Raw genomic sequence first — 24,200 nt, forward strand, 5'->3', positions numbered from 1 at the left:
GGCATGGTCGAACAAGCTTCCACCCCTTACCTTTTTGCCGACATGCTCGCGCGTGTCCACGCCATCTGCGCCGCGCTCGCCAAGGATGGCGGCTGGCCCGAGGGCATCGATTTTTCGCGCGTGGTGGTCGAGCCGCCGCGCGATCCGAGTCACGGCGACATGGCCACCAATGCGGCGATGGTGCTCGCCAAGGAGGCGAAGGCCAAGCCGCGCGATCTCGCCGAGCAGATCGCCGAGCGGCTGCGGGCCGACGAACTCGTCGCCAAGGTCGACGTCGCCGGTCCCGGCTTTATCAATCTGACGCTTCAGCCGGTGGTCTGGGCGCAAGCGCTCGGCACGATCCTGCGCGAAGGCGCTGCCTACGGCTGCGTCGCGCCGGTGCCCGGCGCGCCGAAGGTGAACGTCGAGTACGTGTCGGCCAATCCGACCGGGCCGATGCATGTCGGACACTGCCGCGGCGCCGTGTTCGGCGATGCGCTATGCAGCCTGCTGCAGTTCGCCGGGCGCGACGTCACGCGCGAGTACTACATCAACGACGCCGGCGCGCAGGTCGACGTGCTCGCGCGCTCCGCCTTCCTCCGATATCGCGAGGCGCTCGGCGAGGATATCGGCGCGATTCCGGATGGGCTCTATCCCGGCGACTATCTCAAGCCGGTCGGGCAGGCGCTCGCGAGCGAGTACGGCGACAAGCTCAAGGCGCTCGCTGAGACCGAGTGGCTGCCGATCGTACGCGACAAGGCGATCGCGATGATGATGGCCGAGATCAAGGACGATCTCGCCGCGTTGAACATCCGTCATGACGTGTTCTTTTCGGAGCGCTCGCTGATTGCAGGTAGCACCAACAAGGTTGCCGACACGATCGAGTTCCTGCGCGAGCGGGGCGACGTGTATGAAGGCCGTCTGCCGCCGCCAAAGGGCGCGCCGGTGGAGGATTGGGAGGATCGCGAGCAGCTCCTGTTCCGCGCCACCGCCTATGGCGATGACGTCGATCGTCCACTGATCAAGTCGGACGGCAGCTACACCTATTTCGCCTCCGACATTGCCAACCACCGGCACAAGTTCGAGCGCGGCTTCGCTGACCTGATCGACGTATTCGGCGCTGATCACGGCGGCTACATCAAGCGCATGCAGGCGGCGGTGAAGGCCGTCACGGCTGCGCAGGCAGTGCTCGACGTCAAGGTCGTGCAGCTCGTCAAGCTGTTGCGCAATGGCGAGCCGGTGAAGATGTCGAAGCGCTCCGGCGACTTCGTCACCTTGCGGGAAGTTGTTGATGAAGTGGGGCGCGATGCGGTCCGTTTCATGATGCTCTACCGCAAGAACGACGCCGTGCTCGATTTCGACCTTGCCAAGGTGATCGAGCAGTCGCGCGACAATCCCGTGTTCTACGTCCAGTACGGCCACGCGCGAGGGCATTCGATCTTCCGCAATGCCCGGGAAGGCCTGCCCGAATTGCCGGAGGCGGAGGGCGCGCGACTCGCGTTCCTGGCGCAGGCGAATCTCGAAAAACTATCCGACCCGGCTGAACACGACCTCTTGAAACGGCTGGCACTGTACCCACGTACGGTTGAGAGCGCGGCCGTAGCGCATGAGCCGCACCGGATCGCCTTCTACCTATATGAACTTGCAAGCGAATTTCACGCCCTCTGGACGCGGGGGCGGGATTTGCCCTATTTACGCTTCATTATCGATGATGATGCAGAATTGACCAAGGCACGTTTGGCCATGGTTCAGGGCGTCGTCTCGGTTCTGGCGTCGGGACTTGCGATCTTGGGCGTTAATGCTCCTGATGCAATGCGCTGATTGGGGGAAACACACGACTTCAGTTGGGGGCCTCAATCTGGCAGGGTCCGCCTTAGGACGCATATGCGGCTCACCCGCAGGGACGCTTCATCACGATGGCTGATCGTTACCAGGACAGACCCTTTCCCGCTGATGGTTTTGGCCGTGGTGGAAACCAGCAGGCCGATGCCGATCCGCTCGCCGAACTCGCTCGCCTGATCGGGCAGAACGATCCTTTTGCCGCGTCGGGTCGGGCAACTCCGCAACCTCAGTCGCGTCCGATGGTGCGCCCCGCCGCGCCCGCGCCAGAACAGTCGGTTCCCGGCATGCCTCCTGCCGGCGCTCCGGCCTGGATGCAACGTGCCCAGCCTGCCGCCGCCAATCCCTTCGCCGACATCGGCCGCGAGCCGCCGCAGCCGGCGCCGGCACCGCCGGCCTTTCCGGCGGGCTATCAGGATCCGCGCGGCCAGCCGGGCTTCCCGGAGCAGGATTTCGCGCCCGCGCCCCGGCAGCAGCAGGGTTATCCGAACGCGGAGTTCGCCGACCAGCTGTCCAAGCTCGACTACAGCGTCGGGGAGTCGCGCCACGGGTTCGCCGAGAACGACCGCGACTACAACCGCGACAACGGCTTCGATGACAACGAGCCGGACTCCTCGCGCTATGACGATGCGCTGTTCGGGCAGATGGGCTCGGGACAGCAGGGGTTTCAGGGCGACAACGATTTCCAGGACGGCCAATACGGCTATCAGGACGGCTACGACGAGGGCGAGGAAGAGGAGCGGCCGCGGCGGCGCAGCGGCATGAGCACCGTGCTCGCGGTGTTGACCCTTGCAGTGGTCGGCACCGGCGGCGCCTACGGCTACAAGACCTACATCTCGTCCGGCCGCACTGGCGAGCCGCCGATCATTCGCGCCGACAACAGTCCGACCAAGATCATGGCCCAGCAGGATCCGACGCCGAAAGTGCCGGATCGCCTGCTCGGCAATGACGGCGGCGAGAAGCTGGTGTCCCGCGAGGAGACGCCGATGGATTTGAACGCCCGCGGCGGCAATCCGCGCGTGGTGTTCCCGCAAATGAGCCAGAATGCGGCTCCGCCGCCGGTCAGCGCCGGTGCGGCCCCGATGTCGCAAATGGCCAACGCCAATGGCATTTTGCCCAACAGTGATCCGCGTCCGATCAAGACGCTATCCGTGACGGGGGGCAATCAGGCCGCAGCGGCCGATCCGCCGATGCCGGCGACGCCTGCAACCAAGCCGGCGGCGACGCCGAAGGGCCGCAAATCGCCGGCCAACGCCAACGCGTCGGCCGCCAACGACAGCCCGATGCCGCTGACACCGCAGGCCGCCGCACCGGCGCGCATCGCCGCGGCCGTGCCGGTCACCGAGCAGACCCAGAATGATCGTACCGGCGGCTATCTGGTCTCGATCTCGTCGCAGGCCAGCGAGGCGGAGGCGATGTCGTCCTACAAGGCGGTGCAGGACAAGTACGGCGCCGTGCTGGGCAAATATGAGCCGATCATCAGGCGGATGGATCTGGGTGAGAAGGGCGGTGTCAGGTACCGCGCAGCCGTCGGGCCCTTCGCGACGAAGGAAGAGGCCAACAAGATGTGCGGATCGTTGAAAACCGCCGGCGGACAGTGTTTCCCGTTTAGCAACCAGTAAGGCTTGCTTGACCGCCCCCGAGGCGGGGTCTATGCGGCCCGCATGACCATGCGGGCTTTCATTACCGGCATCTCCGGGCCTGATCTCACCGACGCCGAGCGCGCGTTCATCCGCGAGTTCAGCCCCTGGGGTTTCATCCTGTTCAAACGCAACGTCCAGTCACCCACCCAAGTGACTGCACTGGTTGAGGAATTAAGGGCCTGCGTCGGCCGCGCCGAGGCTCCAGTCCTGATCGACCAAGAGGGGGGCCGGGTGCAGCGGCTGGGGCCGCCGCATTGGCCGGCCTATCCCGCAGGCGTGGTGTTCGACCGTCTCTACGATCTTGATTCGGCCGCAGGCCTCCGTGCCGCTTGGCTCAGCGCCCGCCTGATCGCCGACGACCTGCTTGCGCTCGGCATCACCGTGGATTGCCTGCCGCTCGCAGACGTCCCTGTTGTCGGCGCCGATGCCGTGATCGGGGATCGGGCCTATGGCACGACGCCAGAAAAGGTGGCGGCGATCGCCCGGGCGGTGACGGAGGGGCTGGAGCAGGGCGGCGTGCTGCCGGTGCTGAAGCACATTCCGGGGCATGGCCGGGCCGCCGCCGACACCCATTTCCGGCTGCCGACCGTGGACACGCCAGAAGCGGAACTCGACGCAACCGATTTCGCCGCCTTCAGGCCGCTGGCCGACCTCCCGATGGCGATGACTGCACATGTTGTGTTTAGCGCAATCGACGCCGCCCATCCGGCCACGACTTCTGCGACAATGATCGAACGGGTGATTCGCAAACGGATCGGGTTCCAGGGTTTGTTGATGAGTGATGACGTTTCCATGAACGCATTGGCCGGATCGATCGCCGAGCGCACGCGTGCGATCGTGGCGGCCGGCTGCGACATGGTTCTTCACTGCAACGGCCGACTGGACGAGATGCAGGCGGTCGCGGCCGAGACGCCGGAGCTGGCCGGCCAGGCTCTGGTTCGCGCCGATCGCGCGCTTGCGGCGCGCAAGGCACCCACAGGCTTCGATCGTGACGCCGCGCGCGGCGAGCTCGACGCCTTGATCAACCGGCTGGGACCCGCGAGCGCATGACCGCTGAAATTCTGTCGTTTGAAACCGGCCGGCCCACCACGGAGCTGGCCGAGGCCGAACCGGCGTTGGTCGTCGACGTCGAGGGCTACGAGGGCCCGCTCGACCTGCTGCTCGCGCTGGCGCGGCAGCAGAAGGTCGACCTCGCCAAGATCTCCATCCTTGCGTTGGCCGACCAGTATCTCCAGTTCATCGAGGCCGCGCGCAAGATCCGGCTCGAGCTTGCAGCCGACTACCTCGTGATGGCGGCTTGGCTCGCCTTCCTGAAGTCGCGTCTCCTGTTGCCCGAGCCGCCAGCGCAGGAAGGGCCGAGCGCCGAGGAGATGGCGACCGCGCTCGCCAACCGGCTGCGCCGCCTGGAGGCGATCCGCGAGGCCGCCAATCGTCTGATGAATCGTCCGCAGTTCCAGCGCGACGTGTTTCCCCGCGGCAATCCGGAAGAAATCGCGGAAGTCCGCCGCCCCAAGTTCACAGCCACCCTGTTCGACCTGCTGTCGGCCTACGCCATTCAGCGGCAGGCACGTGTCGTGACATCCGTTCATATGGCCAAGCGCACCGTCTGGTCGCTCGCCGAGGCGCGCGCGTCGCTCGAACGGCTCGTCGGCATGACCGAGGTGTCGGACGACTGGGGATGTCTCGACGACTATCTGCTGAGCTACGTCGCCGAGCCGGCCCAAAAGGCTACCGTCTTCGCATCGAGCTTTGCGGCCGTGCTGGAGCTGGTCCGCGAAGGGCAGCTCGAGCTGAACCAGAAGCAGGCGTTCGCGCCGCTGTATTTTCGTAAGCGTCCACCGATCCAGCCCGGCGCCATGGCTGCGCCGGACTTGACGGTTGAGTAACGAAGAAGGAGACCCTGCCATGGCAAGCTTGGCGGAACTGCGCATGGAAGAGCCCGACGAGATCGCGACGAGCGAGCCCGAGGTGCGCCCCGAAGAGTTGCGCATCCTCGAGGCACTCTTGTTTGCCTCGGCCGAGCCGCTCGAGCAGGCCACGCTTGCCAAGCGAATGCCTGAAGGTGTCGATATCAAGGCCGCGTTGGCGCAACTGCAGGCGGAATACGCCAATCGCGGCGTCAACCTCGTGCGCGTCGCCAACAAGTGGACCTTCCGTACCGCCGGTGATCTCGCCTGGCTGATGACGCGCGAGAGCACCGAAACGCGCAAGCTGTCACGCGCGGCGATCGAAGTTCTGGCCATCGTTGCCTATCACCAGCCGGTGACGCGTGCCGAGATCGAAGAGATCCGCGGCGTCGTCACCTCCAAGGGAACGTTGGACGTTCTGTTGGAGACCGGCTGGATCAAGCCACGCGGGCGCCGCAAGACCCCGGGCCGTCCGCTGACCTTCGGCACCACCGATGCGTTCCTGGCCCAGTTCAGCCTGGAGACCCTGGGCGATCTGCCTGGCCTGGAAGAGCTGAAGGGCACGGGCCTGCTGGATTCTCGCCTGCCGACCGGCTTCACCGTCCCGACGCCATCTGACGATCCGACGCTCCGGGAGGACGAGGAGCCGCTGGATCCGGGCGATCTCGATCTGGCGCTTGCGCCGGCGGTCGAGGCCGAATCTGGCGAGGCCGAAGCCGCGGAAGACGAAACGGCCGAGATGGAAACGGTCGCAGCCGACACGGCTGCGGCCGAGGTCGCCGAAGGCCAGATGGCGACCGCCGAGGCCGCTGTTCGGGACGACACCTCGTCGCAGGTCGCCATTGGCGATCTGGAACTGCCGGGCGCCGATGCGGAAACCGAGATCACCGAGGTGGACTTGGCCGTCGAGGAGATCGAGGTCGGGCCGGACGACGGGGCCGTTATCGAACTCGTCGAGCTGTCTGCCGACGCTGACGCTCAGTTAGACGACGAGGCAGAGGCCGAGGCCGAGGTCGACGCGGCGGATGAGGAGATCGACGCGGCCGATGACGCGCACGACCGCGATACCGACGACGACGGCTCGCCGCACTAAAACTAGCGGCTGGGGCTGTTAACACTCGCGTTATTGCGTAGGTCCGGCCTCGATTTGTCGGACCTTAAGTGCTTGTTTTTGGAGGCGTTGGCGCCTACCTTCCGCCCAGATCGGGCTGTCCGCGCGCTATTTTCGGCTAGTGACAGGCCGCGTTCGTGTTGCTGTTTCGCAATCGAATGCTAGAAGCGAAGTGTCGCGGTCAAGTCCATGGATATGGCGCGGTTTCGGCGGTAGCGTCGACGGGCAGTCGGGTGAAGGCTGCGCCGGTGTTTGGAGGGTTGCAGGATGGGTTCGCTTAGCATTTGGCACTGGATCGTCGTGATCGCGGTCGTCCTGCTGTTGTTCGGGCGCGGCAAGATTTCCGATCTGATGGGCGACGTCGCGCAGGGCATCAAGGCGTTCAAGAAGGGCATGCAGGACGACGACAAGGCGCCGGAGAAGACCGAGCCCGTCAAGTCGATCGATCACGGCGCCACGCCTTCGGCCACCCGCACGGATGTCGGCAGCAAAGCCGTTTGATCTGCGCGTGAAAGGCGCGGGCGGCGCGCTCCCGCAGGGACGGCACCGGGACCTGTTCGGACAGGTCCGGGCAGGCGGGATCAGAGGCGTCGTCGCGTAGGCGGATTGTTTCATGTTCGATATCGGCTGGAGTGAGCTGCTCGTCATTGGGGTCGTCGCGTTGATCGCGATCGGTCCCAAGGAGCTTCCGGGCGTCCTGCGCATGGTCGGGCAATGGATCGGCAAGGCGCGCCGGATGGCCTCGGAGTTCCAGGGCCAGTTCCAGGAGGCGATGCGCGAAGCGGAGATGGCCGACCTCAAGAAGAGTTTCGATGAGGTCCGCGAGGCGGCCAGCGGTTTCACCCCGACCGGCGTGATTTCCTCGTTGCAGCGCGACGTCGACAAGGCTCTCGATATCGAGGGGATCGACAAGTCCGCCGAGCCGGCACCCGCATCGGATGTCGCTGCTGCTTCGCCCGAGCCTGCTATGATGACCCCGACCACCCCCGAACCTCCAGTGGCCGAGACCTTCGTGGAGGCTGAAGTCCATCAATCCGTGGGCGAGCCGCTGGCGATCGTGCGTGAAATCAAGCCCGAGCCGCAGCCTGAAATGTCTGCGTCAGCAGAAGCTGAACGTCTGAAGGACGCCAAAGCGTCATGACCGTCGAAGATATCGAGGCCAGCAAGGCCCCGTTGATGGATCACCTGATCGAGCTGCGGTCGCGGCTGATCAAGGCACTGCTCGGCTTCGGCGTGGCCTTCATCTTCTGCTTCTTTTTCGCCAAGCAGATCTACAACATCCTGGTGCTGCCGTTCGTCTGGGTGGCAGGGGCCGAGAACAGCAAGTTCATCTACACCCAGCTGCTCGAATATTTCATCACGCAGCTCAAGCTCGCGATGTTCGGCGCCGGTTTCATCTCGTTCCCGATCATCGCGACGCAGATCTACAAGTTCGTGGCGCCGGGGCTGTATCGCCACGAACGCAATGCTTTCCTACCCTACTTGATAGCGACCCCCGTCTTCTTCGTCCTCGGCGCCATGCTGGTCTATTTTGCGGTGTGGCCGATGATCGTGCGCTTCTCACTGGGCATGCAGCAGCTCGGCGGCCCCGAGACGGCGCAAATCGCGCTGATGCCCAAGGTCGGCGAATATCTGTCGCTGATGATGTCGCTGATCTTCGCCTTCGGCATCGCGTTCCAGCTGCCGGTGATCCTGACCCTGCTTGGTCGCATCGGCATCGTGACCTCGCAGATGCTGAAAGAGAAGCGGCGCTATTTCATCGTCATCGCCTTCATCATCGCCGCCGTGCTGACGCCGCCGGACGTGCTGAGCCAAGCGTCCTTGGCGATCCCGCTGCTGGCCCTCTACGAAGGCGCCATCATCGCGGTGGGGATCGTCGAGAAGCAAGCGGCTGCGAAGTCGGGCTCCGGCACGTCGTCCGGCTCCGGCAATCTGCCCAGCAATCCGGCCGAGTAGGGCCGGGCTTCCCGCCCGGCCTGGCCTGTTCCCATCCGCTGCCATTCGCGGTAGTGCAAGCCGGCCCGTGACCCCGGGCGACTCGCCGAGATCTTTTCGTCTCCAGGACCGAACGACCATGCACGACATCAAATCGATCCGCGACAATCCGCAAGGTTTCGATGCGGCGCTGACGCGCCGGGGTCTGTCGCCCCAGTCGTCGCAGCTGCTCGCCATCGACGAGCGGCGTCGCGCTGCGATCCTGGCGTCCGAGCAGGCGCAGGCGCGGCGCAACGCCGCCTCCAAGGAAATCGGCGAGGCCAAGAAGGCCAAGGACGACGCGCGCGCATCGGCGCTGATGGAGGAGGTCGCCAAGCTCAAGACCACCATGCCAGAGCTCGAGGCGGCCGCGAAGCAGGCGGATGAGGAGCTGGCGCGCGAGCTCTCGGCGATTCCCAATTTGCCGCTCGACGAGGTGCCGGACGGCAAGGACGAGCACGACAATGTCGAGCGCCACATGTTCGGCGCCCGGCGCAACTACGCCTTCGCGCCGAAGCCGCATGATGATCTCGGTGCGGCTCTTGGCACCATGGACTTCGAGTCGGCTGCGAAGCTGTCGGGCGCGCGCTTCGTCGTGCTGAAGAGGGGCCTGGCGCGGCTCGAGCGCGCGCTCGGGCAGTTCATGCTCGATCTTCATACCAATGAGCACGGCTACACCGAGATCAATCCGCCGCTGCTGGTACGCAACGACGTCATGTTCGGTACGGGCCAATTGCCGAAATTCGAGGACGACCAGTTCTGGGCCGTGAAGGGCGAGCTGATTGCAGAGCCGGATGAGCGCCTCAAGACCGAGCGGCTCGGTCTCATTCCAACTGCCGAGGTGGCCCTGACCAACCTGGTGCGCGAGTCCATCGTCGACGAGAAGGAGCTGCCGATGCGGCTCACGGCGCTGACGCCATGCTTTCGCGCCGAGGCGGGCGCGGCCGGTCGCGACACCCGCGGCATGATCCGTCAGCATCAGTTCACCAAGGTCGAGCTGGTGTCGATCACGACGCCGGAGACCAGCAAGGACGAGCATGAGCGCATGCTGGCCTGCGCCGAGGAAGTGCTGCGCCGGCTCGATCTGCACTATCGCGTCATCACGCTGTGCACCGGCGACATGGGCTTCTCCTCGCAGAAGACCTACGACATCGAGGTATGGATGCCCGGGCAGGGCGATGGCGGCGCCTTCCGCGAGATCTCCAGCTGTTCGGTGTGCGGCGACTTCCAGGCACGCCGCATGGATGCACGCTATCGCGGAAGCGACGGCAAGCCGCGCTTCGTGCACACATTGAACGGCTCGGGCACGGCAGTCGGCCGCGCGCTGATCGCAGTGATGGAGACCTATCAGCAGGCCGACGGCTCGATCGCCGTCCCCGATGTGCTGCAGCCCTATATGGGCGGCCTCAAGGTGGTGGCCGCGGAGCCATAGCGCCGCGGCAAATTGCATCCGCCCAGGTCGCCGCCATTGTGTGGGCGCCGACGGGTCGTATCCTCGGTTCTGTTCAGCAATTGCTTTTCAGATACCGGCATCATGGCTCTGCATCGGGATATTTTCTGGATCGGACGGCAATGGGCCGTCACCGGCTCCGGCATCCAGGCGGTCGATCAACGCCTGAAGGGAGCATTCGATATCGATCGTGCAGCGGTGTGGCATGATGGCCCGCCGGAGGCCCTGCGCCATCAGGCCTGGTTCAACGCTGCTGATTTCGACAAGGCGCTGGGTGTTGCGCGGGCCCGGTTTCCGGCGCCGCCGCTGGCCGAGTCCGCTGTGCCTTCGCCGGTCCCTCCGCCAGCGTCCCATGTGTCCGTCACCCCCGCCGCGTTGCTCCGGCTGGGTACGCGAGGGAAGCTCGCCAGGTTCCTGCCGCAGTGGCGGATTCGGCCCTGAACCACTGCCGAACCCGGCTCGAGGCGGCGGGTTTGCCTCGATGTCGCGCAGCAGATAAGACACCGCGGCAATCGTCTTGAACGGGATGGAAAGGTGGCCATGCGGATTCTCTGCACCAATGACGACGGAATCCATGCGCCGGGTCTCAAGGTGATCGAGGAGGTCGCACGCGCCCTGTCCGACGACATCTGGATCGTGGCTCCCGAACTGGACCAGAGCGGCGTGTCCCATTCGCTCTCGCTCAATGACCCCCTGCGGCTGCGCGAGGTCGGCCCGCGGCATTTCGCGGTGCGCGGCACGCCGACCGACTGCGTCATCATGGGGGCCCGTCATATCCTGGGGGCGAAGCTGCCCGACGTGGTGCTGTCGGGCGTCAACAAGGGCCGTAACGTTGCCGAGGACGTCGTCTATTCGGGCACCATCGCCGGCGCGCTCGAAGGCACCATTCTCGGCTTGCCGTCGTTCGCCCTGTCGCAGGAATTCAGCGTCGCAACGCGTGACAAGCCGTCCTGGGACACCGCGCTCAAATTCGGCCCGCAGATCGTGCGCAAGGTGCTCGAAGCCGGCGTACCAAGGAATACGGTGATCAACGTCAACTTCCCAGCCTGTGCGCCGGAAGAGGTCAGGGGCGTCGTGGTCACCCGCCAGGGCAAGCGCAATCTCGGCTTCTTGAAGGTCGACGAGCGTCGCGACGGCCGCGGCAATCCCTATTTCTGGATCGGCTTCGACCGCGCTGCCTCGCTCGACGTGCCCGACGAGGGGACGGACCTCGCGGCCCTCGCGGCGCACTACGTGTCAGTGACTCCGCTTCGCCTGGATCGCACGGACGAGGCGTTCTCCGGCAAGCTCAGCGACATTCTGGGCTGAAGCGCCGTCTACCCCTGTGGCTCAGCGCCACGCAGCGCATGGTCGATCGCCTTTCCGAGCGTCTCGAGCTGGAACGGCTTCTGCAGGGCCGGCCGGTCGCGATATTCTTCCGGCAATCCCGACGAGCCGTAGCCGGTTGCGAAGATGAAGGGCCGGTTGCGCGCCTTGATGAGATCGGCCACCGGCGAGATGACCTTGCCGTTGACGTTGACGTCGAGAATGGCGACGTCGAAAAAGGTGCTCTCGGCCAGCCGCATCGCTTCGCCGATTTCGCCGGCCTCGGCCGCGACGGTATAGCCGAGCTCCTCGAGCATGTCGGCCACCATCATCCGGATCATGACTTCGTCTTCAACCAGAAACACAGAGCCGCGCGGCGGCCGCGGTGCAGTCATGATGTCAGTCCTTGCCCATACCCGATTTGACGCTCGCAAATAACGGCTTATGGCGCAACGTCAACAATGTCATCTTTCACCGCCGTGCGGCGTGGGCAGGCTCGCCCATAAGGTGAACGAACCGGACCCGACTTGGTTCCTCGTGCGGAACGCGGTCGTCGTTGGGACCATGTCGGTGCGTAGTTGCGATGTGTGCGCGGAAATTCGGTGCGCAACCCTCGCCCTGCAGGTAAATTGCCCACGAGCCCACCAACCGACATCCCGATGCCCCCAGCCGCTCCTCCCGAGAAAATGATGTTTCAGCTGACCCTGCGTCGGCGGGGGATCAGCGATCAGGCGGTGTTGCGTGCGATGGAGGAGGTGCCCCGGGAAGAGTTCGTTCTGCCGGCCGACCGCCCGGACGCCTATCGCGACAGCGCGATGGCGATCGCTTGCGGGCAGACCATCAGCCAGCCGTTCGTCGTGGCCTACATGACCGAACAGCTCAAGCTGCAAAAGACCCACCGCGTGCTCGAAATCGGCACCGGGTCCGGATACCAGGCCGCGATCCTGTCCCGGCTTGCGGCTCATGTCCTGACGGTAGAGCGCTTCCGGACATTGGCCGACAAGGCCAGGGAGCGGCTGGAGAAGCTCGCCTGCTTCAATGTCGAGGTCATGCTCGGCGATGGCTACGCGCTGCCGCCGGGGGGCGGCCAATTCGGTCGCATCATCGTGACCGCGGCGATGGACGAGATTCCCCAGAGCCTGCTCGACCGGCTGGAGCCGGACGGTATCCTGATCGCGCCGGTCGGGCCGCAACACGGGGTGCAGACGCTCGTCAGGATCACGCGAACGGGCGATCGTTTCGACCGAAAAGAGCTCGTCGACGTACGATTTGTGCCGGCAATTCCGGGGATTGCGCGCGAACTTTAAACGTGCGGATCAGCAGGCCGCACAACGCTTTATTCGCGGCTTAAGCGCTTATTTACCGCGGCTGTGTTTACTCGAATTCGTTGTTTGTTGCGTACGAGTGAGTAACCATGCCCACTACCGTCGAGTTGCTTCGCTCGCGCCGCCTGCCGCAGGTTGCGGCATTGGCGCTGATGTCGTTCGGCGTCGCCGGCTGCAGCGCCGACATGTCGACGCGGCTGTCGCAGACGCAAAACCCGTTTTCAAACCCCTTTGCATCCGATTCCACGGGGTCGGTGCAGGCGCAGCCGCCCCGGCAGCACCAGCCCTACACGCCCGCTCCGGCGCCGGCCTACTCGTCCTCGGCGCTGCCGCCCCCGGCGGTCGGGGCTCCGCAATCCTATCCGGCCGGCGGCGGTGCGGGAGGCGTATCCTCGGGCGGGCGCGGCGTCGCATCCTATGCGCCACCCGCTGCGGTCCCAGTGGCTGCGCCCCCGGTCGCTGCACCCCAACCCTATGCACAGCCGGCGCATTCCTATGCTCCGCCGACCCAGCCGCGCCTCGAGACCACCGGCACCGTGCCGCCGCGTTCGGTCGCCGCCGCGCGTCCCGCCAGCGGCACCAAGATCATCGTCGGCACCAGCGATACGCTCGACATCCTCGCCAAGCGCTATCGCGTGACACCGGCTGAGATCCTGGCTGCGAACGGCTACAAGGGCCCGCGCGCGTTGTCGCCGGGCCAGCAGCTGATCATTCCGCATCCCGGCACGGTCGCGGCTGCGCCCGCGGCCCAGCCCGTTGCTGCGGCGCCAATGGTTGCGCCGAAGCCGGTGGCGGCCGCAGCGCCCGCAGCTCCGGCCACCGTCCACTTCGTCAACCGCGGCGAGACACTCGCCAGCATCGCCCGCCAGAATCATCTGACGGCGGCTGAGCTCGCCCGGGCCAACAATCTCGATCAGGCTTCGCCGCTCAAGCTCGGGACCAGGCTGACCGTCCCTGGCAGGGCCGTGGCGGCAGCTGCGCCGGTGGCTCCGGTCGCAACCGTTCCCCAGGCGGTTGCGACCGTGCCGGCGCCAGCGCCGACCACACGGGTCGCGACGGCTGCAGGTCCGGTCCAGACCGCCCGCCTGGCCCAGGCCAATCCGGCACCCGAGAAGGAGGAGGAGCCGGCTCGGCCGGCCGAGACCACCAGCTCGCTGCCGACATTCCGCTGGCCGGCGCGCGGCAAGGTGATCACGAGCTATGGCGCCAAGACCAACGGCAAGTCCAATGATGGCATCAACATCGCCGTGCCCGAGGGCACCCCGGTAAAGGCGGCCGAAGATGGCGTCGTCGCCTACGCCGGCAATGAATTGAAGGGCTATGGCAATCTGGTCCTGGTGCGGCATTCCAACGGCTACGTCACCGCATATGCCCATGCGAGTGAGCTGATGGTGAAGCGCGGTGATCCGATCAAGCGCGGCCAGGTCATTGCCAAGTCGGGTCAATCGGGAGAAGTCGGATCGCCGCAGCTCCACTTCGAGATCCGCAAGGGATCGTCACCGGTTGACCCGCTGCAATTCCTCAACGGGGCGTGAGGTCCGGTCGTTTGACCTCACGCAATCGTGGACGACACGGGGCCGCGCAGATTACTGCGCGGCTTTTTGCGTTGTCAGCCGCACGCCGAGGCGGCCCGCCAGATCTTGCGTGAACTGCCACGCGACGCGGCCCGAGCGCGAGCCGCGCGTCGTGGCCCATTCCAGCGCCTCGCGCTCCAACTGATCCTCGGCGACCGCGATGTCGAAATGGCTGCAATAGCCTTTGACCATCGCGAGGTACTCGTCCTGGCTGCAGCGGTGGAAGCCGAGCCACAGTCCGAAGCGGTCGGACAGCGACACCTTCTCTTCGACCGCTTCGCCCGGATTGATCGCGGTCGAGCGCTCGTTCTCGATCATGTCGCGCGCGAGCAGGTGGCGCCGGTTCGAGGTGGCGTAGAGAATGACGTTCTCGGGGCGGCCCTCGATGCCGCCTTCGAGCACGGCCTTCAGCGACTTGTAGGACGCGTCATTGCCGTCGAACGACAGGTCGTCGCAGAACACGATGAAGTGGAACGGCGCGGCACGCAGGATGTCCATCAGCGCGGGCAGGCTCTCGATGTCCTCGCGATGAATCTCGATCAGCTTGAGCCGGTCCGCCGGCTTGCGGGCGACATTGATGCTGGCATGGGCGGCCTTGACCAGCGATGACTTGCCCATGCCGCGCGCGCCCCACAACAACGCGTTGTTGGCCGGCAGGCCGTTGGCGAAGCGCTCGGTGTTCTCGATCAGGATGTCGCGCATCCGGTCGATGCCCTTGAGCAGGTCGATCTCGACACGGCTGACGCGCGGCACCGTCGAGAGCCGGCCGTCCGGATGCCAGACGAAGGCGTCGGCCGCGTTGAGGTCCAATGCCGACGCGGCACCCGCATGGGTTGTTGCCAGATGCGTCGCAATGGCTTCCAGCGCACGGGCGATGCGCTCGGCGATGTGGTCGGGAGCAGGGCCGGCGGGACGTTTTGCCGCGACCTTCGCCGGCTTTTGCGCTGCGGGCTTGGAGCTTTTTTGGAGACGTCTGACGACGGTTTGGGCGGGACCGCGGGACGGGGCTTTGGCTGGTTTTTTCGACATGCTGCAAGTTCCTGATGGGGCAGCCATATCGGGCCTCGCCCGCTGCCGCAAGCGGGGCGAAATGAGGGGGCGGGGCGCCTTGCTATTGGGACTGCTGCCGCTATATTCCGCGCGAAATTCGCAAGAGGCCGGCCCGCGCCGAGACAAGCGTGGTTCGCCGGCTATTCCCGTCTCACCGGGCGCTGCCCACGAGGATCGACCACATGCTGATCACCCCTGCCTATGCCCAGGCCGCCGGCGCTGGCGACACCAACAGCATGCTGATGTCGCTGCTGCCGTTCGCGCTGATCTTCGTGATTATGTATTTCCTGATCCTGCGGCCGCAGCAGAAGAAGGTCAAAGAGCACGCCGACCTCGTCAAGAACGTCCGCCGCGGCGACACGATCGTGACCCAGGGCGGTCTGGTCGGCAAGGTCACCAAGGTCGTCGATGACGACCAGGTCGAGTTCGAGATCGCCGACGGCATTCGCGTGCGCCAGATGCGCCAGATGATCACGGGCGTCCGCACCAAGGGCGAGCCCGCGAAGGCAGATGCAAAGGACGACAAGAAGGACGAGAAGGCCGCGAGCTGATCGTCGGCCTGGCCAGTCGAACGCCGGCCGTCGCTCTTTGTGATGTTCTGATTTTTCGGGCCGGCTACGGCCCTTACGGACAACCTCCATGTTGTATTTCACGCGGTGGAAGGCGCTGGGCATCATTCTCACGGCGCTCGTCGTGTGCCTGTGCGCGGTGCCCAACTTCTTCTCCGAAGCAACGGTCAAGACCTGGCCGTCCTGGGCGCAGCGCCGGCTGGTGCTCGGCCTCGACCTGCAGGGCGGCTCCTATCTGCTGCTCGAGGTCGACTCCAACTACATCAAGAAGGAGCGGCTCGATGCCGTGCGCGACGACGTTCGCCGCACGCTGCGCGATGCCAAGATCGGCTACACCGGATTGGTGAGCCGGGGTGATGGGGTCGAGGTCCGGATCACCAAGGAAAGTGACACGGGAACTGCGATTTCCAAGCTGCGCGATCTCTCGCAGCCGCTCGGCGGGCTGCTCGGCTCCAGCGGCCAGCGCAGCCTCGAAGTCAGCGATGCCGGTGGCGGACTGGTCCGGCTGACGATCCCGCCGGCGGCCATCACCGAACGCATCCGCCAGACCATCGAGCAGTCGATGCAGATCGTCGAGCGCCGCGTCAACGAGCTCGGCACCGTGGAGCCGGTGATCCAGCGCCAGGGCAACGACCGCATCCTGGTGCAGGTGCCGGGCTTGCAGGATCCGACGCAGCTCAAGAACCTGCTCGGGCGCACGGCCAAGATGGAATTCCGGATGGTCGATACGTCCGTGCCGGTGGATCAGGCGGTGCAAGGGCGGGTGCCGCCGGATTCCGAGGTGCTCCAGAGCGCATCGCCCCCCAACCAGCCCTATGTCGTGAAGAAGCAGGTGCTTGTCTCCGGCGGTGATCTCTCCGATGCGCAGACCGGCTTCGACCAGCGCACCAACGAGCCGATCGTCACCTTCCGCTTCAACTCGGCCGGCTCGCGCAAGTTCGCGCAGGCCACGACCGAGAATGTCCAACAGCCGTTCGCCATCGTCCTCGACAACAAGGTGATCTCGGCGCCGGTCATCCGCGAGCCGATCACCGGCGGCTCCGGCCAGATCTCCGGCAATTTCACCGTGCAGTCCGCCAACGAGCTCGCGATCCTGCTGCGCGCCGGCGCGCTGCCGGCGCCGCTCACGGTCATCGAGGAGCGTACCGTCGGTCCGGGCCTCGGCGCCGATTCGATCGCCAAGGGCGAGCTCGCATCCTATGTCGGCTCGATCCTCGTCATCGTGTTCATGCTGGTGACCTACCGGCTGTTCGGCGTGTTCGCCAACATCGCCGTGGTGGTGAACGTCGCGATGATCTTCGGCGTGCTGTCGCTGTTGAATGCGACGCTGACGCTCCCGGGCATCGCCGGCATCGTGCTGACGGTCGGCATCGCGGTGGACTCCAACGTGCTGATTTATGAGCGCATCCGCGAGGAGCTGCGCGGCGGCCGCAATGCCATTTCGGCAATCGACGCGGGCTTCAAGCGCGCATTGGCGACGATCCTGGACTCCAATATCACCACATTCATCGCCGCAGCCGTGCTGTTCTACATCGGCACCGGCCCGGTGCGCGGCTTTGCCGTGACGCTGGGCATCGGCATTCTCACCACGGTCTTCACCGCCTTCACGCTCACCCGCCTGATTGTGGCGGCCTGGGTGCGGTGGAAGCGGCCGCAAAGCGTGCCAATCTAGGAGCTACTGTGACATACTGGGTTCTCATCGGGCTTGGCATCCTGATCGCGGTGCTGACGGTGGTCAGCGCGCTCGGCCTGCTGCCGTCGCTGCGCATCGTTCCCGACGACACGCATTTCGATTTCACGCAGTTCCGCCGCATCAGCTTCCCGATCTCGGCGGCGCTGTCGATCCTCGCGATCGTGCTGTTTTTCACCCATGGCTTGAACCTTGGCATCGATTTCCGCGGCGGCACCTTGCTCGAGGTGCGCGCCAAGTCCGGCACCGCCGACATCGCGGCGATGCGCGCGACGCTGGCGACCCTCGGTCTGGGCGAGGTGCAGCTGCAGCAGTTCGGCGGGCCGGCGGGGGTTCTGATCCGTGTTGCCGAGCAGCCGGGTGGCGACGCCGCCCAGCAGGAGGCGGCCAACAAGGTCAAGGCGGCGATCGGCGATTCCGTCGAGTATCGCCGGGTCGAGGTGGTGGGTCCGCGCGTTTCCGGCGAGTTCCTAGCCGTCGGCATGCTCGGCCTGATGCTCGCGATCGTCTCGATTCTGATCTATCTCTGGTTCCGGTTCGAGTGGCAGTTCGCGCTCGGTGCCATGATCGCCAACGTCCACGACATCGTGCTGACGATCGGCTTCATGTCGATCAGCCAGGTCGATTTCGACCTCACCAGCATCGCGGCGCTGCTGACCATTCTCGGCTATTCGCTCAACGACACCGTCGTCATCTACGACCGTATCCGCGAGATGTTGCGGCGCTATAAGAAGATGCCGATGCCGCAGCTGCTCAACGAATCGATCAACTCGACCTTGTCGCGCTCGATCATCACGCACGTCACGGTGACCCTGGCGCTGCTGGCGCTGCTCTTGTTCGGCGGCCCTGCGATCCACAGCTTCACCGCGGTGATGATGTTCGGCGTGGTGCTGGTCGGCACCTACACCTCGATCTTCATCGCCGCGCCGATCCTGATCTATCTCGGCGTCGGAGCCGTTCGGGGTGATCAGGCCGACGAGCCGAAGAAGAGGCCTTGATCGGGACTTGAGCCGTTGGACCCGAATCGGGGCTGAGAGGTTGGTCTCGCATGGCAACTGACGCTCCGCATTTCCCGCGGTCCGCGCCGATCGACGGTTATGGCAAAGGCGGCTTCGCCTTTGCCGGCATGTCGCATCGCGGCTCGCTGCTGTGTCTGCCGGATTCGATCTGGGCCTGGGACGTCACCCAGCCGAGCCAGATCGACCGCTACGCGTTGCAGCGCGTTTTCGACGCAGCCAACAAGATCGACACACTGATCGTGGGGACCGGAAACGATGTCTGGATCCCGCCGGCACCGCTGCGCGCGGCCTTGCGGGGCGTGAACGTCGTGCTCGATGCGATGCAGACCGGTCCCGCGATTCGCACCTACAACGTCATGATCGGCGAGCGGCGGCGGGTGGCGGCAGCGCTCATCGCCGTCCCATGAGCGAGGCCAGCGCCAACAGCGACGCCGCGTTCTGTGCGAGCCTCGTCCGCGAGCATGATTTCGACCGCTACGCTTCGACGCTGTTCATGGCGCCGGAACTCCGGCGTGCGCTGTTGTCGCTATACGCATTCAACGTCGAGGTCAGCCGCATTCGAGATCTCGTGTCGCAGCCGCTGCCGGGCGAGGTCCGCCTGCAGTGGTGGCACGACACGCTGACGGGTCATGAACATGGCGGCGCGGAGGGAAATCCCGTTGCAGCCGAATTGCTGCTCACCGTGCAGCGCTTCGCGCTTCCGGTCGAGCGGCTGACGCGCCTGATCGATGAGCATCAGTTCGATCTTTACAACGATCCGATGCCGACGATGGCGGCGCTGGACGGCTATCTCGGCGACACGCGCGGCGCGCTGTTCGCGCTGGCGGCACAGATCATTGCGCCGCCGTTTGCGGAGGCGGATCACCTCGCGCACCATGCCGGCATCGCGCAAGGGTTGCTCCAGGTGATCGCATCGCTGCCGCGCGATGCCGCCCACCGGCAGCTCTATGTTCCGCTCGATCTCCTCGCGCGCCATGGCGTCAGCCAGGAGGAGATGTTCGCAGGCAAGGCATCATCGGCGATCCAGGATGTGATCATGGACCTGCGTGGGCAGGCCCGGCAGCATCTCGATCACACCCTCGAGCTGGCGCGTCAGGCGCCGCTGGCGGTGCGGCGGGTTCTGCTGCCGCTGGCGCTGGTCCGGCGCGACCTCGCGCGGGCCGATCGCCGCACCGACGATCCGTTTCAGCCGCAACCCCGCTCGCGCCTTGCGACGTTGTGGACGCTGTGGCGCGCTGCGAGGACGGCGAGTTTTGGCGCGCGCTGACGCTCTCGCGGGCTCAAGCCGAGGGCATCGTATTCCAGAGTGGCGGGCTGTGAAGGAGTCTCGGCATGTCCGGCGGCTCGTGCCGGTGGATCGTACAGCGGGTGTCCCAGACGACGAGATCACCGGGCCGGCAGGTGTGGGCCCAGCTGAACTCGGGCCGCTCGGCAAGCTGCCAGAGATCGTCGAGCAGCGCATCCGATTCGTCCTGCTCGAGTCCGACGACACAGGAATGGCGGCGCTGCCCAAGCGCGAGCATCGCTCGGCCCGTATCGGAGTGATTGCCGACCAGCGGATGCACGGGGCCTGCGACGATGGTGCGACGGCCATCATCGGCGGTGTCGCTCGCGACATGACGGACCTTCAGATGAGCGACGCGGCTGCGCAGCGCTGGCGAGAGCGCGTCATAAGCGGCGTAGAGGCTGCAGAACGACAGTCTGCCGCCCAGCAAGCTGCCGGGGGAGGTGTAAAATAGATCCGCGTGACCGAAGCGACGACTGAAGGCCGCGATGTCACACTCACCAAGACGCTGGCCGCGCACGAGCAGGACCTGGTGCTTGAGCAGCGCGCGCATGAACGAGGCGAACGCCCAATCGTCGAAGGATCTGAGATCGACATTGCAGACCTCGGCACCGAGTGTCTTTCCCGTCGGGATGACCTGGATGAGGCTGCTTTCGGCGCTTCGAGCAACGTTGCTTCTGAGACTCACTTGCGTCATCTCCCAAGTTTCACCAGCGCCTGCAAATCAACCATCGTAATTTGTCGGGGGTGTTTCGGCTCGGAGGCAATTCGCGGAAGGATCGCGGCACGATCTGGCGATTGTCGGCACACTCTGCCGCTCTGAGTCGGAAATTGGACGCTTCAAGGCGACGCGCGAGGAAATATCCAGCATCCTGCAACTCATTCGCAGGCATTCTGGCGCTTGATCGTGCGGATGCCCGCGCGCAAGCGAATCAGTGCGGGCGATCTGTTCCCTTGATCTGGGTTCGATGCATGATTCGCCGCGCATGATCATCGAACGGATCGCGCCGATGCATGGTGCAGCGATTGTCCCAGATGACGAGGTCGCCGACCTTCCAGACGTGCTCCCAGGCGAATTCCGGACGAGCAACATAGGTCCACAACTCGTCGAGCAATGCTTCCGACTCGGCGAGCCCGAGGCCGACCAGATAGGCGTTGCGCCGGCGGCCGAGATAGAGCATCTGCCGGCCGGAATCGGGATGCGTGCAGACCAGCGGATGGATCGCGCCCGGCGACGTGCGCGGATCATCGGTCGGCGTCACGCCCTGCCGGACGAAGCCGCCGCTGTTGTAGGTGCCGTCATGCTTGATCTTCAGATCCGCGACGCGGCGCTTCAGTTCAGGAGGAAGCGCGTCGTACACGGCATACATGCTGCAGAACGACGTGTTGCCGCCGACGGGGGGAATTTCCAGCGCGTAGAGCGCGCTCGCGATCGGCGGCGTGTCGAGATATGACATGTCCGTGTGCCACACCGCTTCGCCGGCGCCGAGGCTGCCGATCGCCTCGCCGTTCACCTTCACGTTCGACACGATGTAGATCTCCGGCAGACCGTCGACAAAGCGCCGGCCGTTCTCCTGCACCGGCGCCCAGTCGAGATCGCCGAAGCGGCGGCTGAAGGCGATCAGATCCTGGTCCGTCAGACCCTGGCCGCGCACCAGCAAAACGGAGTGCGTGTGAAAGGCACGGAGCAGGGCGCTGAAGCCCGCGTCGTCCAGATGCTTGAGATCGACATGTCGAATCTCGGCACCCAGTTGCCGGCCGGTCGGGATGATCTCGATGTTCGACGACCGAGACGTGGTGGCTGCGCGGCTCTCGACGTTCATTGCCAGATCCTCCCAAAGGACATTGCATTCGCAGGATACAATGGTCGGACCGCGAAGTCTCGTCCGCTCAGGCCGAAGGCAGTTTCAGGTCCGCCTCGAAATTGAACCGGTCGCGCAGGTTCTTGCGCGAGTCCAGGATGTCCTTGAGGAAAGCGCGATCGCTGTCGCTCGTGAGCATCGGCTCGATCAGGTCGATCTGGTTCATCGCGACCAGCTGCAAAAGTTCAGTGCGTGGCCTGCCGCTGGCGTCGCGCGGAAGGGCATGCACGACCTGGATATGCTCCGGCGGCTTCGGTCCCTTGGCTGAAGCAAGCTCGTTTTGCAGCTGAGTTTCAAGCGTCGGCTGCTCGCTCTCGACGAACGCGTAGAGCCCGACGCCGGTCCGGCGGTCGGCGAAGGCAACGATCGCCGCGTCGCGCACGGCCGGGTTCTTCCGGATCATGTCCATCAGCACCGGCGCATCGTTGACCAAGCGTCGTCCGCCACCCTCGCGGTCGGTGAAATTGAAGATGCCGCGCGTGATGGCGCGATACACCTTTTTGCCGGTCATCAGCCAGATGCGCGCGAACAGCGATTTGCGCGCCAGGATTTTGCGCTCCTTCGGCGTCAGCGCCTCGGGCGCGTAACTCCGCTTATGCTTGAGCAGATGACGCAAGTCCTCATAGGCCGCGATGCGGAACAGCCGGCTGCGGCTCTCGAAGCAGGCGGCCAACTGGAAATCGGTCACGTAGCAATGGCCGTCGTGACCGACGAGCCAGTTCTGCTCCTTGGCGAGATCGTTGTGCGTGATCCCGGCGCGATGCAGCCGGCGCATCATCTGTTTGGCCGAGCGGAAATAGGCGACGTTGCCGTGCGGCTTGGCCAGATGCAGCGCCACGCCATTGATGAAGCCGCGGATCAGCGCGCGATCCCCCGCCCATAGCAGATCAGGGCCGGCGTTGAGCCCCTTGGCGCGCATCAGCGCCTTGCGCTCGCGCGCGAACAAATGCCGCGCCAGCACGAACGACCACCACGGCACCTCGTCGAGCCGGCGCAGCACGGCATCGACATCGCCGGCCTCGCTCTTGAAGCGGCCGCGCTCGACGGTCGAGAACACGTCGCGCTTGAGCAGCACACCTTCGCTCCAGCGCGCCGCCAGCAGGGCGGAATCGGTCTTCGGCAGGCTCATCGTACTCTCACGCAGCGGCCGCGACGGGCAGGTGCTCGGCGATCCAGCGGTCGAGATCGGCCAGCGCGCGGGCGCTCATCGCCTGCTTCTTCGCCACCGTCTTCTCGTTGCCCTTCAGCCGCGTGCCGTCCGGCTTGCGGGTCGGGGCCGTCGCCAGCGGCGGGAACAGGCCGAAATTGATGTTCATGGGCTGGAACGAGCGCGTGGCTCCATCGATCGTTTCGATATGGCCGCCAGTGATGTGGCCGAGCAGGGCACCGAGCGCGGTGGTCGGAGGCGGCGGCAGCAGATTTGCGCCACGTGTCTCCGCGGCGGCGTAGAGCCCGGTGATCAGGCCGATGCTCGCCGACTCGACATAGCCCTCGCATCCCGTCATCTGGCCGGCAAAGCGCAGCCGCGGCTGGGCCCGCAGGCGGAGCTGCGAATCCAGCAGTTTCGGCGAGTTGAGGAAGGTGTTGCGATGCAGGCCGCCGAGCCGCGCGAATTCCGCGTTCTCGAGGCCTGGGATCGTGCGGAAGATCTGCTGCTGCGGGCCGTATTTCAGCTTCGTCTGGAACCCGACCATGTTGTAGAGCGTGCCGAGCTTGTTGTCCTGGCGCAGTTGCACGATCGCGTAGGGCTTGACCGTCGGATTGTGCGGATTGGTCAGGCCGACCGGCTTCATCGGGCCGTGACGCAGCGTCTCGTGGCCGCGCTCCGCCATCACTTCGACCGGCAGGCAGCCATCGAAATAGGGCGTGTTGGTCTCCCACTCCTTGAAGTCGATCTTCTCGCCCGCGAGCAACGCCGCGACGAAGGCGTCGTACTGCTCTTTCGTCATCGGACAGTTGATGTAGTCGGCACCGGTGCCGCCCGGGCCGACCTTGTCGTAACGCGACTGGAACCAAGCGACCGACATGTCGATCGTGTCCTTGTGCACGATGGGCGCGATGGCGTCGAAGAACGCGAGCGCCGTCTCGTCGGTCAGGTCACGGATGGCCTCGGCGAGCAGCTGCGAGGTGAGGGGACCGGTGGCGATGATCACCTTCTCCCACTCCGCGGGCGGCAGGCCCGCGATCTCGCCGCGGCGCAGCGCGATGCGTGGATGGCCTTCCAACGCGCTTGCGACGGCCGCCGAGAAGCCGTCGCGGTCGACGGCCAATGCGCCACCGGCCGGGACCTGGTTGGCGTCAGCGGCCCGCATGATCAGCGAGCCCAGCCGGCGCATCTCGGCATGCAGGAGGCCGACGGCGTTGTTGGCGGCATCGTCGGAGCGGAACGAATTCGAGCAGACCAACTCGGCAGGCGTGGCGGTCCGGTGCGCCTCGGTCATGCGGTCCGGCCGCATCTCATGCAGCACCACGTCGACGCCGGCCTCGGCCAGCTGCCAGGCGGCTTCGGATCCAGCGAGGCCGGCACCGATCACGTGGACGGTATTGGAAGGTGATTTGGTCCCTGTCATGCGCGGGACAGGTAGCGCTTTTCCCGAGCGCTGCAAATGCGCCAGTGG

The 24,200-nt window shown here is 65.4% G+C and carries 24 protein-coding genes; 18 read left to right on the forward strand and 6 right to left on the reverse strand.

The window, feature by feature from the left end; genetic code table 11:
* Positions 1-3 precede the first annotated feature (3 nt).
* The 11 genes from argS to surE all read left to right on the forward strand — a co-directional run bounded on the left by argS (position 4) and on the right by surE (position 11,211).
* Positions 4-1,800 (forward strand): arginine--tRNA ligase, encoded by a 1,797-nt coding sequence (gene argS / locus QX121_RS00895; protein WP_315774965.1) that lies wholly within the window; start codon positions 4-6, stop codon positions 1,798-1,800.
* A 95-nt stretch (positions 1,801-1,895) separates the two neighbouring features.
* A complete protein-coding gene (locus QX121_RS00900) occupies positions 1,896-3,440 on the forward strand; it encodes an SPOR domain-containing protein (protein WP_315810926.1) in 1,545 nt (514 codons plus the stop codon).
* Positions 3,441-3,482: 42 nt separating this feature from the next.
* Positions 3,483-4,511, forward strand: a complete 1,029-nt coding sequence (gene nagZ, locus QX121_RS00905) for a beta-N-acetylhexosaminidase (RefSeq protein ID WP_315810927.1) — start codon at positions 3,483-3,485, stop codon at positions 4,509-4,511.
* Positions 4,508-5,347 carry a ScpA family protein gene (locus QX121_RS00910; RefSeq protein ID WP_315738149.1) on the forward strand — a complete coding sequence of 280 codons (840 nt, stop codon included), beginning with the start codon at positions 4,508-4,510 and terminating at the stop codon, positions 5,345-5,347. The genes nagZ and QX121_RS00910 overlap by 4 nt, the downstream gene beginning before the upstream one ends.
* A 19-nt stretch (positions 5,348-5,366) precedes the next feature.
* Positions 5,367-6,461: an SMC-Scp complex subunit ScpB gene (gene scpB / locus QX121_RS00915; protein WP_315810928.1), complete on the forward strand. Its 1,095-nt coding sequence runs from the start codon at positions 5,367-5,369 to the stop codon at positions 6,459-6,461.
* Positions 6,462-6,746: 285 nt separating this feature from the next.
* A complete protein-coding gene (locus tag QX121_RS00920) occupies positions 6,747-6,980 on the forward strand; it encodes a twin-arginine translocase TatA/TatE family subunit (RefSeq protein WP_006614346.1) in 234 nt (77 codons plus the stop codon).
* 112 nt (positions 6,981-7,092) lie between these two features.
* Entirely contained in the window at positions 7,093-7,620 is a 528-nt protein-coding gene (tatB, locus tag QX121_RS00925; protein WP_315756657.1) for a Sec-independent protein translocase protein TatB, read from the forward strand.
* Positions 7,617-8,435 (forward strand): twin-arginine translocase subunit TatC, encoded by an 819-nt coding sequence (gene tatC / locus QX121_RS00930; protein ID WP_315738146.1) that lies wholly within the window; start codon positions 7,617-7,619, stop codon positions 8,433-8,435. The genes tatB and tatC overlap by 4 nt, the downstream gene beginning before the upstream one ends.
* 118 nt (positions 8,436-8,553) lie before the next feature.
* Positions 8,554-9,885 carry a serine--tRNA ligase gene (serS, locus tag QX121_RS00935; protein ID WP_315756656.1) on the forward strand — a complete coding sequence of 444 codons (1,332 nt, stop codon included), beginning with the start codon at positions 8,554-8,556 and terminating at the stop codon, positions 9,883-9,885.
* A gap of 102 nt (positions 9,886-9,987) precedes the next feature.
* Positions 9,988-10,344 (forward strand): hypothetical protein, encoded by a 357-nt coding sequence (locus tag QX121_RS00940; protein WP_315738144.1) that lies wholly within the window; start codon positions 9,988-9,990, stop codon positions 10,342-10,344.
* A gap of 99 nt (positions 10,345-10,443) precedes the next feature.
* Positions 10,444-11,211 (forward strand): 5'/3'-nucleotidase SurE, encoded by a 768-nt coding sequence (gene surE / locus QX121_RS00945; RefSeq protein ID WP_315774957.1) that lies wholly within the window; start codon positions 10,444-10,446, stop codon positions 11,209-11,211.
* An 8-nt stretch (positions 11,212-11,219) separates the two neighbouring features.
* On the opposite strand, the gene QX121_RS00950 is transcribed toward surE, so the two are convergent.
* The gene (locus QX121_RS00950; protein ID WP_315738142.1) at positions 11,220-11,603 is read right to left on the reverse strand and encodes a response regulator; all 384 of its coding nucleotides are present in this window, start codon (positions 11,601-11,603) and stop codon (positions 11,220-11,222) included.
* Between the two features lie 264 nt (positions 11,604-11,867).
* Between QX121_RS00950 and QX121_RS00955 the strand changes: the two genes are divergently transcribed.
* Positions 11,868-12,515 (forward strand): protein-L-isoaspartate(D-aspartate) O-methyltransferase, encoded by a 648-nt coding sequence (locus QX121_RS00955; RefSeq protein ID WP_315738317.1) that lies wholly within the window; start codon positions 11,868-11,870, stop codon positions 12,513-12,515.
* Between the two features lie 107 nt (positions 12,516-12,622).
* Complete coding sequence (locus QX121_RS00960; protein WP_315810929.1) at positions 12,623-14,068, forward strand: LysM peptidoglycan-binding domain-containing M23 family metallopeptidase; 1,446 nt, start codon at positions 12,623-12,625, stop codon at positions 14,066-14,068.
* Positions 14,069-14,119: 51 nt separating this feature from the next.
* Here QX121_RS00960 and QX121_RS00965 read toward each other — a convergent pair whose 3' ends face one another.
* Positions 14,120-15,136 carry an ATP-binding protein gene (locus QX121_RS00965; protein ID WP_315810930.1) on the reverse strand — a complete coding sequence of 339 codons (1,017 nt, stop codon included), beginning with the start codon at positions 15,134-15,136 and terminating at the stop codon, positions 14,120-14,122.
* 203 nt (positions 15,137-15,339) lie between these two features.
* Here QX121_RS00965 and yajC point away from each other — a divergent pair, with 203 nt between their 5' ends.
* From yajC to QX121_RS00990, 5 genes are all read left to right on the forward strand, one after another.
* A complete protein-coding gene (gene yajC / locus QX121_RS00970; RefSeq protein ID WP_172108587.1) occupies positions 15,340-15,708 on the forward strand; it encodes a preprotein translocase subunit YajC in 369 nt (122 codons plus the stop codon).
* 88 nt (positions 15,709-15,796) lie between these two features.
* Complete coding sequence (gene secD / locus QX121_RS00975; RefSeq protein ID WP_315797507.1) at positions 15,797-17,398, forward strand: protein translocase subunit SecD; 1,602 nt, start codon at positions 15,797-15,799, stop codon at positions 17,396-17,398.
* A gap of 8 nt (positions 17,399-17,406) precedes the next feature.
* A complete protein-coding gene (gene secF, locus QX121_RS00980; protein WP_315738137.1) occupies positions 17,407-18,414 on the forward strand; it encodes a protein translocase subunit SecF in 1,008 nt (335 codons plus the stop codon).
* A 50-nt stretch (positions 18,415-18,464) separates the two neighbouring features.
* A complete protein-coding gene (locus QX121_RS00985) occupies positions 18,465-18,842 on the forward strand; it encodes an Mth938-like domain-containing protein (RefSeq protein WP_315738136.1) in 378 nt (125 codons plus the stop codon).
* A complete protein-coding gene (locus QX121_RS00990; RefSeq protein ID WP_315810931.1) occupies positions 18,839-19,702 on the forward strand; it encodes a phytoene/squalene synthase family protein in 864 nt (287 codons plus the stop codon). Before QX121_RS00985 ends, QX121_RS00990 begins: the two co-directional genes overlap by 4 nt.
* A gap of 13 nt (positions 19,703-19,715) precedes the next feature.
* Here QX121_RS00990 and QX121_RS00995 read toward each other — a convergent pair whose 3' ends face one another.
* The 4 genes from QX121_RS00995 to trmFO all read right to left on the reverse strand — a co-directional run bounded on the left by QX121_RS00995 (position 19,716) and on the right by trmFO (position 24,152).
* On the reverse strand, positions 19,716-20,408 hold the full coding sequence (locus tag QX121_RS00995) for a TauD/TfdA family dioxygenase (RefSeq protein WP_315810932.1): 693 nt from the start codon (positions 20,406-20,408) through the stop codon (positions 19,716-19,718).
* A gap of 244 nt (positions 20,409-20,652) precedes the next feature.
* Positions 20,653-21,543, reverse strand: a complete 891-nt coding sequence (locus tag QX121_RS01000; protein ID WP_315810933.1) for a TauD/TfdA family dioxygenase — start codon at positions 21,541-21,543, stop codon at positions 20,653-20,655.
* 67 nt (positions 21,544-21,610) lie between these two features.
* Entirely contained in the window at positions 21,611-22,711 is a 1,101-nt protein-coding gene (locus QX121_RS01005) for a serine/threonine protein kinase (protein ID WP_315810934.1), read from the reverse strand.
* 7 nt (positions 22,712-22,718) lie between these two features.
* Positions 22,719-24,152 carry a methylenetetrahydrofolate--tRNA-(uracil(54)-C(5))-methyltransferase (FADH(2)-oxidizing) TrmFO gene (gene trmFO / locus QX121_RS01010; RefSeq protein WP_315810935.1) on the reverse strand — a complete coding sequence of 478 codons (1,434 nt, stop codon included), beginning with the start codon at positions 24,150-24,152 and terminating at the stop codon, positions 22,719-22,721.
* Positions 24,153-24,200: the final 48 nt, after the last annotated feature.

Origin of the sequence: Bradyrhizobium sp. SZCCHNR2028, from assembly GCF_032380995.1 — a bacterium.
Classification (GTDB): Bacteria; Pseudomonadota; Alphaproteobacteria; order Rhizobiales; family Xanthobacteraceae; genus Bradyrhizobium.